Raw genomic sequence first — 14,457 nt, forward strand, 5'->3', positions numbered from 1 at the left:
GCGAGCACGAGGGTAAACCGTGCGTTACGGGCGTGGGTCACAGATACACCCTTTTGTCCAAACGGCACTCCGTAAAAACCACGCCGCGGTGCAGCCCCTTCACGGGCATGGCCCGCTCCTACAAAAACGGAACACACAGGAGAGGACCTTGCCCGCCAAAAACGCTCAAAGCACCGGTTCCAGCTCATGCCCACAGGCCAGGCAGTGTCCGAGCCATTCGCCGAGAAAGAGGTTGAGCTGGCTCTTCTCGTCGGGCTGATGCATCTGCGCATTGGGGTAGTGATAGATGCCGCGAAAGCGCCGCGCATTCTCCGCACTGACGACCTCGGCCATGCGCGCGTCGTGATAGACCCGCACCTCCATCCGGGGCACCGGCAGCCAGGGCAGGCAATGCTCCTGCGTGATACGCAGCGTGCTGGTGTAGGGGCAGTTTTCCACTACCTGCAACACCAGCACGCCCAGCAGCCGATCCCCCTGGCTCATGGCGATACGGCGAATATCGGACTGATGCCGCATGTCGGGCAGCAGTTGCATCAGCCGCAGGTAATTCGCCTCGCAGGCAGACTGCAATTCCAGCAGATCGACATGATAGCGCTCGCGTTTGGCTCTCATGTCCAGGCCTCCCTGATTTCATCGCGGTTCAAGGCCAGCCATTGCAGGGCGATGATGGTTGCCGCGTTGTCGATGCGACCGTCGCGCAAGGCGGCCAGCGCTGTCTGCAGCGGCCAGACCGCAGCACGAATATCCTCGCCCTCTTCCTCCAGTCCGAACACACCGCCGGCACCGAGGCTGCTGCAGCGCCCGACATACAGATGAATGCGCTCGGTACTGCCGCCCGGCGATGGATAATAGGCCGACACCGGCCACAGCTCGCCGATCTCCAGCCCCGCCTCTTCGACCGCCTCGCGGCGGGCCACTTCCTCGGGCTGCTCCTCCTTGTCGATCAGACCGGCCACGGTTTCCACCAGCCAGGGGTTGTCGCCACGCGCCATCGCACCCATCCGGAACTGTTCGATCAGCACCACCTCGTCGCGCTGGGGGTCGTAGGGCAGCACGCACACGGCGTCGTGACGCACGAAAAGCTCGCGCTCGATCTCTGCGCCCATGCCGCCACGGAACAATCGATGACGCAGCCGAAAGCGATCCAGGCTGTAAAAGCCGCTGAAACAGCGATCGCGCTGGATGATTTCCACGTCAGCGGGTCCGGCTTTGAAAATCTCGGTCATTGCACACTCACATAATCGGTTATTCCGCGACGCGCGGCGCCGCCGGAAAGACATCAACCGTCACTGCGTGAGCGGTCTTTGAAGGTTATCCTAACGCGCCACATGCTCGAACGCAGCCCATTACGAACGTCAGCATCACAGTGAAAATACTGGCAGCCGCTTGCAGAACTTCACAGACTGCCCACACTCGAAACCGCAGCGCAGGACCATAGGAAACCGGATGAATCCCGTTAACAGGCCGTTGAAAAAGGTTATGCCTTTTCGAAATATTCTCACCCTGACCATCACCGCCCTGCTGCTGAGCGCCTGCCAGCACTTCGGGGGGGAGCCGACGATCGAAATCCGGCAGATCCTCAGTGAGCAACGCCCCGCCGGCTGTCCCGAGCAGGACGAGAGCTGCCCGCTGGTCAATATCGACACCGAACATTTCGTCGACGAGCCGGCGCTCAATGCGCTGATCGACGAACGGCTGCGGCGCATGACGATGTTCGGCCCCGAGAGCGAAATGCCGGCGACGCTTGAAGGTTACCAGGAGGCATTCCTGCGTGACGCCGAACCCCACTGGAGCAGCTATCTGCAAGCCAAGCTGCGCGAACGGCACGGCAATATCCTGGTGATCGAGCTGTCCAGCTACCTGTTCACTGGCGGGGCACATGGCATGCCCGGTCGCGGTTTCATCAACTACGACCGCGAGCCGAATCGCGAATTGCGCCTCGAAGACATCCTGCTACCCGGCCAGGCCGGCAATTTCTGGCGTGCCGCCCGCCAGGCGCACCAGCGCTGGCTGGTGGAGAACGAACACGACCAGGATGCCGAATTCATCGAATTCTGGCCCTTTCAGCAGACCGCCCACATCGCCCTGCTCAAGGACAGCGTGCTGCTCAAGTATGACGTCTACAGCATCGCGCCCTACTCCAGCGGCCACCCCGAGCTGAGCATTCCGCATGATCAGCTCGAAGGCATCGTCAGGCCGGAGTATTTGTAGCGGAGCACTTCGTAGGGCCGAACTTGTTCAGCCTTGGTGAAACCGGCCGAATGAATTCGGCCCTACAAGGCCGCAGCAGCTACACCTGCCGGTAGATCACCGACCCTTCATCCTTGAAGCGCCCTGCCTGTTCGGCGAAGCCAGCCTCGATGGCCTTCTGCTCGTCGGTCAGGCCGTTCTCGGCGGCGTACTCGCGGACTTCCTGGGTGATCTTCATCGAGCAGAACTTCGGTCCGCACATGGAGCAGAAGTGCGCGACCTTGGCCGAGTCCTTGGGCAGGGTCTCGTCGTGGAAGGCGCGCGCGGTATCCGGGTCCAGGCCCAGGTTGAACTGGTCTTCCCAGCGGAATTCGAAGCGCGCCTTGGACAGGGCATTGTCACGGATCTGCGCACCGGGATGACCTTTTGCCAGGTCGGCGGCGTGGGCAGCGATCTTGTAGGTGATGATGCCGGTCTTGACGTCATCCTTGTTCGGCAGGCCCAGGTGCTCCTTGGGCGTGACGTAACAGAGCATGGCGCAGCCGAACCAGCCGATCATCGCCGCGCCGATGCCCGAGGTGATGTGGTCGTAGCCCGGCGCGATGTCGGTGGTCAGCGGGCCGAGGGTGTAGAACGGCGCCTCGTCGCAGCATTCGAGCTGCTTGTCCATGTTCTCCTTGATCATGTGCATCGGCACGTGGCCGGGGCCTTCGATCATGCACTGCACGTCGTGCTTCCAGGCGATCTTGGTCAGCTCGCCGAGGGTTTCCAGCTCGCCGAACTGCGCGGCATCGTTGGCGTCGGCGATGGAGCCCGGACGCAGGCCGTCGCCCAGCGAGAAGCTGACGTCGTAGGCCTTCATGATTTCGCAGATGTCTTCGAAATGGGTGTAGAGGAAGTTTTCCTTGTGATGCGCCAGGCACCACTTGGCCATGATCGAGCCGCCACGACTGACGATACCGGTGACGCGCTTGGCCGTCAGCGGCACGTAGCGCAGCAGCACGCCGGCATGGATGGTGAAGTAGTCGACGCCCTGCTCGGCCTGCTCGATCAGGGTGTCGCGGAACAGCTCCCAGGTCAGGTCTTCGGCGATACCGTTGACCTTCTCCAGCGCCTGGTAGATCGGCACCGTGCCGATCGGCACCGGCGAGTTGCGGATGATCCACTCGCGGGTTTCGTGGATGTGCTTGCCGGTGGACAGGTCCATCACCGTGTCCGAGCCCCAGCGGATGCCCCAGGTCAGCTTGGCGACTTCTTCCTCGATGGAGGAACCCAGCGCCGAGTTGCCGATATTGCCGTTGATCTTCACCAGGAAGTTGCGGCCGATGATCATCGGCTCCAGCTCGGTGTGGTTGATGTTGGCGGGGATGATGGCGCGACCGCGGGCGACTTCGTCACGGACGAATTCGGGGGTGATTTCCTTGGGGATGCTGGCGCCGAAGCTCTGACCCGCGTGCTGCTGATCCAGCAGGCCGGCGGCGCGATGCTCCTGCAGCTTCATGTTCTCGCGGATGGCGATGTATTCCATCTCGGGCGTGATGATGCCCTGACGCGCGTAGTGCATCTGGCTGACATTCCTGCCAGCCTTGGCGCGGCGCGGGTTGCGCACGTGGGCGAAGCGCATGGCGGTCAGCTCGGCATCGTCCAGGCGGCGCTGGCCGAATTCGGAACTCAGCCCCGGCAATTTCTCGGTATCGCCGCGATCCTCGATCCAGGCGCTGCGCACATCGGCCAGGCCCTTGCGCACGTCGATCTGCACATTGGGGTCGGTGTAGGGGCCGGACGTATCGTAGACCAGCACCGGCGCATTGATTTCGCCACCGAAGGCGGTGGGCGTGACGTCGAGACTGATCTCGCGCATCGGCACGCGGATGTCCGCTCGTGTGCCCTGCACGTAGATTTTCTGCGAACGCGGGAAAGGCTGGATCGACTGCTGGTCGACCTGGGCCGATTCACTGAGATGTTGTTGTTCTGCACGCATCAGACTGGCTCCTCGATAGTTGTCGGAGCGAACCTGAAAAACACGGCGGGATAAGGGCATCGGGGTGCGCCGGGATTGGCGCCGAGAGACTCGCAGGAGAAACTGGCGAGCACATCTTGTTCCCTACGCAGGCCTTAACCTGATCAGGTTCAACGGGATCCGGAACTTTCCGATCTCAGCCTTCGATTCAAGGCACCCCGACAAGAACGCGATCGAGTCTAATCAAGAGTGCCGGGGAAAGCCAGCTACTGAGTCGTATCCCACGGACACTGTCTCCACACAGGAGCGGGCCACGCCCGCGAACCAATACCCAACCATCGGCACGGTCCCGTTCGCGGCCAGGGGCCGCTCCTACAGAATCTGCCCGCGAACCGACACTACCTGCCGATCAATTAAGCGGCGGGTGGTACAGCCAGTCGACGATTTCCTCACGAGGCGAATAACCATCGACTGTGGCACGCAGAATCACCCTGACCTGCTCGAAATCATCGTTGCCCAACGCCTGTAGCAAGCGCTCCAGCACATCACGCAATTCGCCCCAGGACAGGTAGGCCTCATCGGCGGACATGATCATCGGGTGCTCTGTCGGCGTCACGTCATCGCCGATCAGCAGTTCCTCGTAGAGCTTTTCGCCGGGCCGCAGGCCCGTGAACTGAATGGCGATATCGCCATTGGGATTGTCTTCGTCGCGAACCGACAGCCCAGACAGATGAATCATCTTCTCGGCCAACTCGGCGATTCGCACCGGCGCACCCATATCCAGCACGAAAACATCGCCCCCCAGACCCATGGAGCCCGCCTGCAACACCAGCTGTGCAGCCTCGGGAATCGTCATGAAGTAACGGGTGATCTTCGGATGGGTGACCGTCACCGGCCCACCCCGGCGAATCTGCTCGCGAAACAGCGGAATCACCGAACCGGACGAACCCAGCACGTTACCGAACCTGACCATGGTGAAACGGGTACGATTGACCTGATTGATACTCGCCGGCTCGCCGAACAGCACCGGAGCGGCTTCACGGCTGAGCGCCTGCAACGCCATTTCCGCGAGCCGCTTGGTGCTGCCCATGACATTGGTCGGGCGCACCGCCTTGTCCGTCGAGATCAGCACGAAATGCGCCACGCCAGCCTGGATCGCGGCCTGGGCGCAATTGAGCGTACCCATGACGTTGTTCATCACCCCTTCGGCAATATTGTGCTCGACCATGGGCACATGCTTGTAGGCCGCCGCGTGATACACGGTCGTCACGCCCCAGGCGCGCATTATGCTCAGCAGACGCTGCGGGTTGCCGATAGAGCCGAGGATCGGAATCAGCTCCACTTCCAGCGCCTGCTCCCTGACCTGCTGCTCCAGCTCACGATGAATGCGGTACAGGTTGTATTCGGCATGATCGAACAGAATCAGGGCTTTCGGAGCCAGCAGCAGAATCTGCCGGCTAAGCTCGGTGCCAATCGAGCCGCCGGCACCCGTGACCAGCACCACATTGCCGCGAATGCACCTGGCCAGCAGAGCCTCATCCGGCTCAACGCTGTCGCGCCCCAGAAGATCGGCAATATCCACTTCCTGAAGGTCTTCGACCCGGACCCGTCCACTGGCCAGGTCCATGAACCCCGGTACCGAGCGTACATGCAGGGGATGGCGCTCCAGATTCGCCAGGATCTCGCGCCGCCGCGCCCGACTGGCGGACGGAATGGCCAGCAGAATCTCGCTGGCGCCACTCTCGGCGACCATCTGGCCGATATGCTTGGGCTTGTACACCTTGAGCCCGGCAATGACCCGGTTGGCGATATCGCTGTCATCATCGATAAAGGCCACCGGACGCATCGCACGCCCCATTCTCAGCGCGGCTGCCAACTGGTTGCCGGCAGCGCCCGCGCCATAAATGGCGACACGTGGCAGGCCGTTATCCTGGCCGAACGGAGCGCTCAGCATCCCGCGATACCAATCGCCCAGCACATACTGACGCAACATCAGGCGCAGCCCGCCGAGCAGCATCAGGCTGATCCACCAGTAATTGAACACCAGAGAACGCGGCACCAACCCCGGCGCATCACGATGCCAGTAGATTGCCAAGGCCAGCAGCAGTGACGACAGCGTAACCGCCTTGGCAATGGCAATCAGCGCATCGTTGCCCAGGTAGCGCATCACAGCCCGGTACATGCCGATGCGAATGAACAGCGGGATGGCCAGCAACGGCGCGAGCAGGAACAGCCAGGCGTGCTCGCCAAAGGGGTCCACGACTTCATAGGAGCCCAGACGCGCCACGAACGCCAGCCACAGAGACACCCACACCAGAACGACATCGGCCAAGACCTGCAGCAGGCGCTTGTACCGCCGGGGCAGGCCTAACAGGCGATCACGCAACATTCATTTCATTCCCATCCGACAAAGCCATTCATTCCAAACCGGCTTGTTCGCGGGCATGGCCCGCTCCTACAGGTGTGGCACACATCACGGCTCCGTAGGAGCGGGCCATGCCCGCGAACCGCCACCACACCGCACAATCATGTACTCGCTTCAGCCGCACCTGCGTGAAACCGGATGCAGAGGCACAACAACGGCAAATAGGCGATCACCAAGGCTGTTGCACCCTCGACTCCGCCTGAGGCTACCCACGCCGCCCAGGGCAAAAGCCAACCCACGTTGATCAACCCCACCGCAACCGTCACCGGCACATGGCGGCCAAAGCGCCGCGCAGCAGCCTGATAAGCGTGGCTGCGATGAGCCTGATACACGGCCTCGCCCCGCAAAAGACGACGCAATAAAGTGAAAGTTGCATCGACGATAAAGACGCCCAGCAGAATCAGCCAACTCCAGAGCAATTGTGGCACGACCCAGGCGGCGCCAAGGGCCAATATGCCCAGGACGATACCGAGGAAACCGCTTCCCGCATCGCCCATGAATATGCGCGCCCGGGGGAAATTCCAGCAGCAGAAACCCGCCACAGCCGCAGCCAGCAACAACTCGAAATCACCCTGGCGCGCTCCGTCCGACGACGCGGCAAGCGCATAACAGACCAGCACGCCCAGGCATACGCTGATCGCCTCGACGCTGGCGAGGCCGTCGATGCCATCCATGAAATTGTACAGATTGAGCATCCACACCAGAAACAGCAGCCCCAGCAGGTTGCCCAGCCAGCCCGGTTCCAGCGTCATGCCGAACAACGTCAGCGCCGGCAGCCCGCCCAGCCAGAACATGGCCCACATCGCCGCAACGAAATGCCCCAGCAGACGCCAGCGTGCGGCGATATGACCATGGTCATCGGCAAACCCCAGCAGCGCGACAGCCAGACCCGCGCCGAACAAGGCCCAGACCAGAGAAGCATTCACCGCCTCGTACAGCCACAGCACCGGCAACAGTCCCACCACCACCGCGACAATGGCCACGCCCCCGCCTCTGGGCGTAGGAACGACGTGCGAGCTTCGCCCATTGGGCACATCCAGCAGCTGTCGACGCAGCGCATACCGGCGCAGCACAGCGGTGAGCCCGAAGGCGGCAACGAAGGCCGCCACGATCAGCCAGAGCATCATGCTTGCCGCCGTTGCAGGTAATCGAGCGCCGTCCGGCGCAACGCATCATCCACCCTCACCGGCGGCGACCAACCCAGCAGCTCACGGGTTCGCTCGATATCCACCTGCAGCGAATCGCACAGCCGCGCATGAATCGCCTCACGCCGCAACAGCCGCGCGGCCAGGCCGATCCAGTGACCAGGCACCGGCAGCAACCGTGCAGGCCGACCGAGCGCCATGCCCAGACGGCGCAGCAGCTCACTGGTGGACATATCCTCGCCATCGCTCACCAGCAGCGTCTGGTTGGCCGCAGCCGGGTGATCGAGGCAGGTATCGATCAGATCGACCAGATTATCCAGCGCCACCAGACTGCGCCGATTATCCAGCGCACCCAGCGGCAGAGGCATACCCGCCGCAAGCCAGCGCATCATGCTGCGAAAATTCGCCCCCACGCCCGGCCCGTATACCAGCGGCGTGCGGATGATCACCACTTCAAGGCCCGTCTGTTCGGCAATCTCGCGCAAACCGGCTTCGGCTTCATGCTTGGACAGCGCATAAGCGCCGCATGGCTGCGGCGTATCGAACGCAGTGAAGGGGTAGCCCGGCTGTGTCGTTTCACCGTTGACCTTGATCGAACTGATGAAAATGAACCGCCGCGCACCGAGCTCGACAGCGCTACGCGCCAGATCGAGCGTCATCTCCACATTGACCCGGCGAAATTCAGCCAGCGGGTCAGGCACTTCGTCATTCATCACATGAACGCGCGCCGCGCAATGCACGACCGTATGCAACCCTTCCACCTCGGCACCCGCCGCAAACATACGGTTGTGTGAAAGCGGCACCCGCACGACCCCTGCAGGCAGCACGGCATCGGCACGCCGCGTCCAGGCCAACACCCGCAACTCGGCACGGGCAACCAGACGCGCAAGCACCGCACGCCCGACGAAGCCCGTACCACCAGTCACCAGAACTTTCCTGCTCGAACTCACCCAGCTCTCCGAAATCCCCAGGGATGCATGACAGCCCCGACAAGGATGCGGATTTTACGCACAGCCAGCCGCGCGTGCTGTGTTTCAGATGGAAATATCGACGGGGTTGCCGATTTACGGCATCCGCGAATGCGCAATACGCCGCCCACGGATACATGCGCCATCCGCAGGAGCGGCCCCTGGCCGCGAACGGAACCGCACCGATGATTGGACATTGGTTCGCGAGCGTGGCCCGCGCCTACGCACGGGGTGCATGCAACATCTGCAGGAGCGGCCCCTGGCCGCGAACGGAGCCGCGCCGATGATTGGACATTGGTTCGCGGGCGTGGCCCGTTCCTACGCGCGGAGTGCATGCAACATCTGTAGGAGCGGCCCCTGGCCGCGAACGGAACCGCGCCGATGATTGGACATTGGTTCGCGGGCGTGGCCCGCTCCTACACGCGGGGTGCATGCAACATCTGTAGGAGCGGCCCCTGGCCGCGAACGGAGCCACGCCGATGTTCGGGCACCGGTTCGCGGGCGTGGCCCGCTCCTACGCGCGGAGTGCATGCAACATCTGTAGGAGCGGCCCCTGGCCGCGAACGGAACCGCGCCGATGGCCTGGGCATAGTGCTCCGCGCCTACATAGAATCGAGACTTACCCTTGGCGGCGCATATATTCCGCAAAGAGGGGGACGGTAAAATTCAGATAGCCGTGATCTGTACTGTAGATCATCCCCTTGGAAATAATATTGGCCCGAGTTGGCCCAAGCGACGACTGGGTTCGTCCCATCGCCTTGGCGATATCAGCCATGGCATAGGGTCCATCACCCAGCTCCGACATCGTCCTCACGAAATGAACTTCTGATTTGGTCAGCCGATCAATACGAACCCTGAAAAAACCCGAATCAAGCAAAGCCAGCGTCTCGGTATAGGATTGGCTCACGTCATCGATGGTGATTTCTGGCCCTTCAGCATTGTTCCAGGCCGTAGACCCCCACTCCTGAAGGAAGAAGGGATAACCACGTGTACGGTCAACGATGATATCGAGCGCCGCCGGATCGATTGAAGCCTCTTCATCCATTATCGGCTTTTTGACAGCTTGGCTAGCCGATGGCTGATCGAGCGCACCAACCGCCGGATACAGGAAAAGCCGCTCGGCATAAGACTTTGCTTCGCCCGCGAGCCGGGCAACTTGCGGAAGACCAGCCCCAACGAGAAGTACCGGAAGACCTTCTTGCGACATGTGATGAATGGCAACAATCAATGCCGAGAGATCCGCCTCGGAAAGGTACTGCACTTCATCTATAAGAAGAATCCACCCTTTACCTGCGGCTTGTGCTGCCCGACCAATTACTTCAAAAAGGTCCGGTAGATCGTATTGCAGGTCTCCGCTATCAGCGAGACCGGGCTCAGGCTCAACCCCTACCTCGACACCAGCAATGTCGATCTTGAAGATCGAGGCAAAACCGCGAAGCCCTTTCAGTCCACGACTGGCGATTTGCTTGGCAGCCTCCACACCCGAGAGCGAGCGCATGACCTTGCGCATTTCGGGATAAAGAAGACGTGCAAGGCTTTCACGTTCCGGAGATTCCACCTTGGAAACCAGGAGACCCTCTTCCTGTGCGATTTTCCCTATTTCATTCAGCAGAACCGTCTTGCCGGTACCCCTCAATCCCAGAAGCATGATTGATCGGGCGCTTCGTCCTTTAATGGCGCGGCCACATGAAATTCTCGCAGCCTCAAGAATTGCATCGCGCCCCGCAAGCTCAGGCGGTCGACTTCCGGCACCAGGTGCAAAGGGATTGCGATAAGGGTCCATATTCAAGCCTCCACTGATCTATAGCGCAATATATGCGCATATAGTGGTTTTCGCTATATTTCACTATATTCCGTTATTCACGTGTATGAGCGACAAAGCGAGACCGTAGGATGCATGCAACATCTGTAGGACCTGGCCGCGAACAGAACCGCGCCGATGGCCTGGACACAAGCTCGCGGGCATGGCCCGCTCCTACGCGCGGGGTGCATGCAACATCTGTAGGAGCGGCCCCTGGCTGCGAACGGAGCCGCACCGATGGTCGGGCACAGGTTCGCGGGCGTGGCCCGCTCCTACGCGCGGGGGGCATGCAACATCTGTAGGAGCGGCCCCTGGCCGCGAACGGAACCGCACCGATGGTCGGGCACAGGCTCGCGGGCATGGCCCGTTCCTACGCGCGGAGTGCATGCAACATCTGCAGGAGCGGCCCCTGGCCGCGAACGGAACCGCGCCGATGGCCTGGACACAAGCTCGCGGGCGTGGCCCGCTTCTACGGATTAGCGGCATCCGTAATGAACGGGGCCTCAGGCCATGCGGGCTTCTTTCAGCTGATTGAAATTCCATTCGAGCGCCGCCAGCGCCTCGATCAGATCCAGATGAGCCTGCTCATTGACCAGCATTCCGTGCCGTACCGTCAGAATTCGACCTTCGACGGCAAGCCTGACGGGATCGCGCCCCACCAGCGAACCACCGGCTGCCAGCAGGCTATCGATATGCTCGCGCAGCGCATGATACTGGCGCCGATCCTCTGAAGCCGACATGGCAACCCCCCCCAAAAAGAAGGTGATTTTGGCGGGAATCAGAATCGTTGTACAGCAAAAGTGATGGCAATATGCCAACAACAAGACGTAACAGATCCAGAAACCGCCGCCTGTTTAAGCCTGCACAGGTAAATCTGTAGGAGCGGCCCATGGCCGCGAATGAAGCCGCGCCGATGGTCGGGCACAGGTTCGCGGGCAGGGCCCGCTCCTACGGGCGGCTATCTTCAACTACGCCCGTAACGATCCTCGAAACGCACGATATCGTCCTCGCCCAGATAGGCACCCGACTGCACCTCGATCAGTTCCAGCGGCATCTTGCCGGGGTTGGACAGCGAGTGCTTGACCCCCAGCGGAATATAGGTGGACTGGTTTTCCGTAAGGACCATCTCCTTGTCGCCACAGATCACCTTGGCCGTGCCCGACACCACGATCCAGTGCTCGGCCCGGTGGTAGTGCATCTGCAGTGACAGGCATTCACCCGGCAACACGGTGATGCGCTTGACCTGATAGCGCTCGCCGCGATCCACCGTGTCGTAATGGCCCCAGGGGCGGCTTACCAACGGATGGCTGACGAACTCCTCACGCTGCTCGGCCTGCAACTGCTGAACCACCTGCTTGACCTGCTGACACTGATCGCGATGGGCCACCAACACGGCATCCTTGGTTTCGACGACCACCAGATCCTCGACGCCCACGGTCGCCACCAGCCGATGATGCGACTGCACCAGCGTGTTGCGCGTATCGAACGACAGCACATCGCCCTGCAGGCCATTGCCATCGGCATCGCGCTCGCTGACATCCCAGATCGCCGCCCAGCTGCCCAGATCGTTCCAGCCGGCATCCAGCGGTACCACCACACCGGCGGCGGTATGCTCCATCACCGCATAGTCCACCGACTCGTCATCGCAACGGGCGAACTGCTCGGACGGAATATGCAGGAAGTGACTGTCTTCCTCCGCCCCGGCGAGCGCGTCGCGGCAGGCAGCGAGGATGTCGGGGCGAAAGCGCTCCAGCTCCGCCAGAAAGCGCGAAGCGCGGAACATGAACATGCCGCTGTTCCAGAGATAATTGCCCGCAGCCAGATACTCCTGGGCGCGCTCGACCGAAGGCTTTTCCTTGAAGCCGGCAATCGCAAAGCCACCTGCTCCCAGCGTATCGCCGCACTGGATATAACCGAACCCGGTTTCCGCCTGGGTCGGCGTGATGCCGAAGGTCACCAGACGCCCGTCGCGAGCCTGAGCCTCGGCGATCCGTATCGACTCGCGGAAAGCGTCCTCATCACGGATGTAATGGTCAGCCGCCAGCACCAGCAGCACCGGATCGTCGCCCTCTCGGCTGGCATCCAGCGCCGCCAGCGCAATGGCCGGGGCCGTATTGCGCGCCATGGGTTCGAGGATGATGCGCCGGCTCGTGCGCCTGGCCAGACGCAACTGCTCGGCCACGACGAAACGATGCTCTTCATTGCTCACCACCAGCGGCGATGCGTGCTCCAACCCGTCCAGCCTGGCCAGCGTACGCTGGAACATGGTCCCTTTCGCCTGGCCGTCGAGCTCCAGAAACTGCTTGGGGAAACGCTGGCGCGACAACGGCCAGAGGCGCGAGCCGCTACCGCCGGCGAGGATTACGGGCGTAAACATAAAAACTCCGAGAAGCCATCAATGGCAAAGCTCGTCATTATCGAATCGACCCCGCGATGATGCAACGTTGCCTGTTGCTTTGTAGGAACGGGCCATGCCCATGAATGACACGCACCAGGGGTGTGGGCTTTGTTCGCGGGCATGGCCCGCTCCTACGCGCGGGGGGCAACATTCGCGGGACCAACACCTGCAGCGGCGGCCCCTGGCCGCGAACGGAACCGCGCCAATGAACGGGTATGGGTTCGCGGGCATGGCCCGCTCCTACGAGGTCACCTCCGGCTCGCATGCCCCCTGCACGCTCTGTAAACTAGCCGCCCGCGTTCGAGGGCCAGAGAGAAGATCATGCACCGCACGTTAATTACAGGCGCCAACGGTTTCGTTGGACGGCAGCTCTGCAGAACGCTCCAGCACTCCGGGCAGCATGTCATTGCTGTGTCGTCACATGCGGACCAGCCCGTGCCCTTTGCCAGCGAAACGGTCAGTTGTGACATTCGCGAAGCCGAAAGCGTTGCGCAGATCATCCGTGACACCTCTCCGACTCGAATCGTGCATCTGGCGGCGATCACGCATATTCCGAAGAGTTTCGAGGCTCCACAACTCACCTGGCAAACCAACGTGATGGGCAGCATCAACGTACTGGAAGCCATGCGCAAATTCGCGCCGGAGTGCTTCATTCTGTTCGTCAGCTCAGCAGACGTTTACGGCGCAGCTTTCAAGCAGAACATCCCGCTCGACGAGGATGTTCCCTGCCTGCCGCAGAACCCCTATGCCGCAAGCAAGCTCGCCGCCGAGACGGCGTTCAACGAGTATTTCCGCCGTGGAACACGTGGCGTGGTGGCACGACCGTTCAACCATATCGGCGCGCATCAGTCGCCTGACTTCGTGACGGCCTCGTTCGCTCGCCAGATCGCCCTGATCGAGGCAGGCAAGCAGGAGCCGGTGCTGAAAGTCGGCGACCTGCAAGCCAGCCGCGACTTTCTCGATGTGGCCGACGTCTGCCGGGCATACGAACTGCTGCTGGCACGTGCCGACAGCGCCGGCGAGCATCAGCGCTGCTTCAATATCTCTTCGGGCCAAACTCACCAGATCGCCCAGGTGCTGGAGATGATGCTGCAAATGAGCAGCGCCACGATCAGGATCGAACAGGACCCGGCGCGGATGCGCCCCTCGGACATCCCATACGCGGCTGGGGATAGCCAGCGCCTGCGCCAGGCCCTCGGCTGGAAGCCCTCTATAGGATTACCGGAAACCCTGAAGGAGCTGCTCGACTACTGGCGAGCCGAGGTAGTCGCAGGCCGATGACGCCTACAAATGTTGTGGTGCCTCTCATGCAACGTAGGAGCAGGCCACGCCCGCGAACCATACCCAGCACCTGCGTGGCTTCATTCGCGGCCAGGGGCCGCTCCTACGCTTGCGTCCCCGGTAGGTTGTCGCGCCCCACGCAGGAGCGGGCCATGCCCGCGAACCAGGCCCAGCACCTGCGTGGTTTCATTCGCGGCCAGGGGCCGCTCCTACGCGCTTGCGTCCCCGGCAGGTTGTCGCGCCCCACGCAGGAGCGGGCCATGCCCGCGAACCAGGCTGATACAGAACC

Annotated in this window: 11 protein-coding genes and 1 riboswitch; of the genes, 2 read left to right on the plus strand and 9 right to left on the minus strand. The window is 61.9% G+C overall.

From position 1 onward, the window contains the following. Positions 1-165: 165 nt before the first annotated feature. Together ACYCFC_RS13920 and ACYCFC_RS13925 are read right to left on the minus strand one after the other, a co-directional pair. A complete protein-coding gene (locus ACYCFC_RS13920) occupies positions 166-612 on the minus strand; it encodes a DUF1249 domain-containing protein (RefSeq protein ID WP_459651965.1) in 447 nt (148 codons plus the stop codon). Continuing rightward, complete coding sequence (locus ACYCFC_RS13925) at positions 609-1,226, minus strand: NUDIX domain-containing protein (protein ID WP_181087126.1); 618 nt, start codon at positions 1,224-1,226, stop codon at positions 609-611. The genes ACYCFC_RS13920 and ACYCFC_RS13925 overlap by 4 nt, the downstream gene beginning before the upstream one ends. 253 nt (positions 1,227-1,479) lie before the next feature. Here ACYCFC_RS13925 and ACYCFC_RS13930 point away from each other — a divergent pair, with 253 nt between their 5' ends. After that, the gene (locus ACYCFC_RS13930; RefSeq protein ID WP_459651966.1) at positions 1,480-2,211 is read left to right on the plus strand and encodes a DUF3298 and DUF4163 domain-containing protein; all 732 of its coding nucleotides are present in this window, start codon (positions 1,480-1,482) and stop codon (positions 2,209-2,211) included. Positions 2,212-2,290: 79 nt separating this feature from the next. Here ACYCFC_RS13930 and thiC read toward each other — a convergent pair whose 3' ends face one another. The 7 genes from thiC to ACYCFC_RS13965 all read right to left on the minus strand — a co-directional run bounded on the left by thiC (position 2,291) and on the right by ACYCFC_RS13965 (position 12,866). Next, positions 2,291-4,171, minus strand: a complete 1,881-nt coding sequence (gene thiC / locus ACYCFC_RS13935; RefSeq protein ID WP_459651967.1) for a phosphomethylpyrimidine synthase ThiC — start codon at positions 4,169-4,171, stop codon at positions 2,291-2,293. A 103-nt stretch (positions 4,172-4,274) separates the two neighbouring features. After that, positions 4,275-4,381, minus strand: a riboswitch (TPP riboswitch). A gap of 178 nt (positions 4,382-4,559) precedes the next feature. Further along, positions 4,560-6,539: a polysaccharide biosynthesis protein gene (locus tag ACYCFC_RS13940; RefSeq protein ID WP_181087124.1), complete on the minus strand. Its 1,980-nt coding sequence runs from the start codon at positions 6,537-6,539 to the stop codon at positions 4,560-4,562. 137 nt (positions 6,540-6,676) lie between these two features. Then, positions 6,677-7,699, minus strand: coding sequence for an MraY family glycosyltransferase (locus tag ACYCFC_RS13945; protein WP_459653999.1), 1,023 nt, complete (start codon positions 7,697-7,699; stop codon positions 6,677-6,679). Further along, positions 7,699-8,646: an NAD-dependent epimerase/dehydratase family protein gene (locus ACYCFC_RS13950; RefSeq protein WP_459651968.1), complete on the minus strand. Its 948-nt coding sequence runs from the start codon at positions 8,644-8,646 to the stop codon at positions 7,699-7,701. The genes ACYCFC_RS13945 and ACYCFC_RS13950 overlap by 1 nt, the downstream gene beginning before the upstream one ends. Before the next feature lie 661 nt (positions 8,647-9,307). Continuing rightward, the gene (locus ACYCFC_RS13955) at positions 9,308-10,471 is read right to left on the minus strand and encodes an ATP-binding protein (protein ID WP_459651969.1); all 1,164 of its coding nucleotides are present in this window, start codon (positions 10,469-10,471) and stop codon (positions 9,308-9,310) included. Between the two features lie 521 nt (positions 10,472-10,992). Next, on the minus strand, positions 10,993-11,313 hold the full coding sequence (locus tag ACYCFC_RS13960; protein ID WP_459651970.1) for a hypothetical protein: 321 nt from the start codon (positions 11,311-11,313) through the stop codon (positions 10,993-10,995). A gap of 140 nt (positions 11,314-11,453) precedes the next feature. Next, positions 11,454-12,866, minus strand: a complete 1,413-nt coding sequence (locus ACYCFC_RS13965) for a mannose-1-phosphate guanylyltransferase/mannose-6-phosphate isomerase (protein ID WP_459651971.1) — start codon at positions 12,864-12,866, stop codon at positions 11,454-11,456. 342 nt (positions 12,867-13,208) lie between these two features. On the opposite strand from ACYCFC_RS13965, the gene ACYCFC_RS13970 reads away from it, so the two are divergent. Further along, positions 13,209-14,168 (plus strand): GDP-mannose 4,6-dehydratase, encoded by a 960-nt coding sequence (locus tag ACYCFC_RS13970; protein ID WP_459651972.1) that lies wholly within the window; start codon positions 13,209-13,211, stop codon positions 14,166-14,168. The last annotated feature ends 289 nt before the right edge of the window (positions 14,169-14,457 follow it).

Source organism: Stutzerimonas sp. NM35, assembly GCF_054604355.1.

Bases quoted from the DNA above. Each gene is read 5' to 3' on its own strand.
- ACYCFC_RS13920 (WP_459651965.1), bottom strand. From the start codon at position 612: ATGAGAGCCAAACGCGAGCGCTATCATGTCGATCTGCTGGAATTGCAG.
- ACYCFC_RS13925 (WP_181087126.1), bottom strand. From the start codon at position 1,226: ATGACCGAGATTTTCAAAGCCGGACCCGCTGACGTGGAAATCATCCAG.
- ACYCFC_RS13930 (WP_459651966.1), top strand. From the start codon at position 1,480: ATGCCTTTTCGAAATATTCTCACCCTGACCATCACCGCCCTGCTGCTG.
- thiC (WP_459651967.1), bottom strand. From the start codon at position 4,171: ATGCGTGCAGAACAACAACATCTCAGTGAATCGGCCCAGGTCGACCAG.
- ACYCFC_RS13940 (WP_181087124.1), bottom strand. From the start codon at position 6,539: ATGTTGCGTGATCGCCTGTTAGGCCTGCCCCGGCGGTACAAGCGCCTG.
- ACYCFC_RS13945 (WP_459653999.1), bottom strand. From the start codon at position 7,699: ATGCTCTGGCTGATCGTGGCGGCCTTCGTTGCCGCCTTCGGGCTCACC.
- ACYCFC_RS13955 (WP_459651969.1), bottom strand. From the start codon at position 10,471: ATGGACCCTTATCGCAATCCCTTTGCACCTGGTGCCGGAAGTCGACCG.
- ACYCFC_RS13965 (WP_459651971.1), bottom strand. From the start codon at position 12,866: ATGTTTACGCCCGTAATCCTCGCCGGCGGTAGCGGCTCGCGCCTCTGG.
- ACYCFC_RS13970 (WP_459651972.1), top strand. From the start codon at position 13,209: ATGCACCGCACGTTAATTACAGGCGCCAACGGTTTCGTTGGACGGCAG.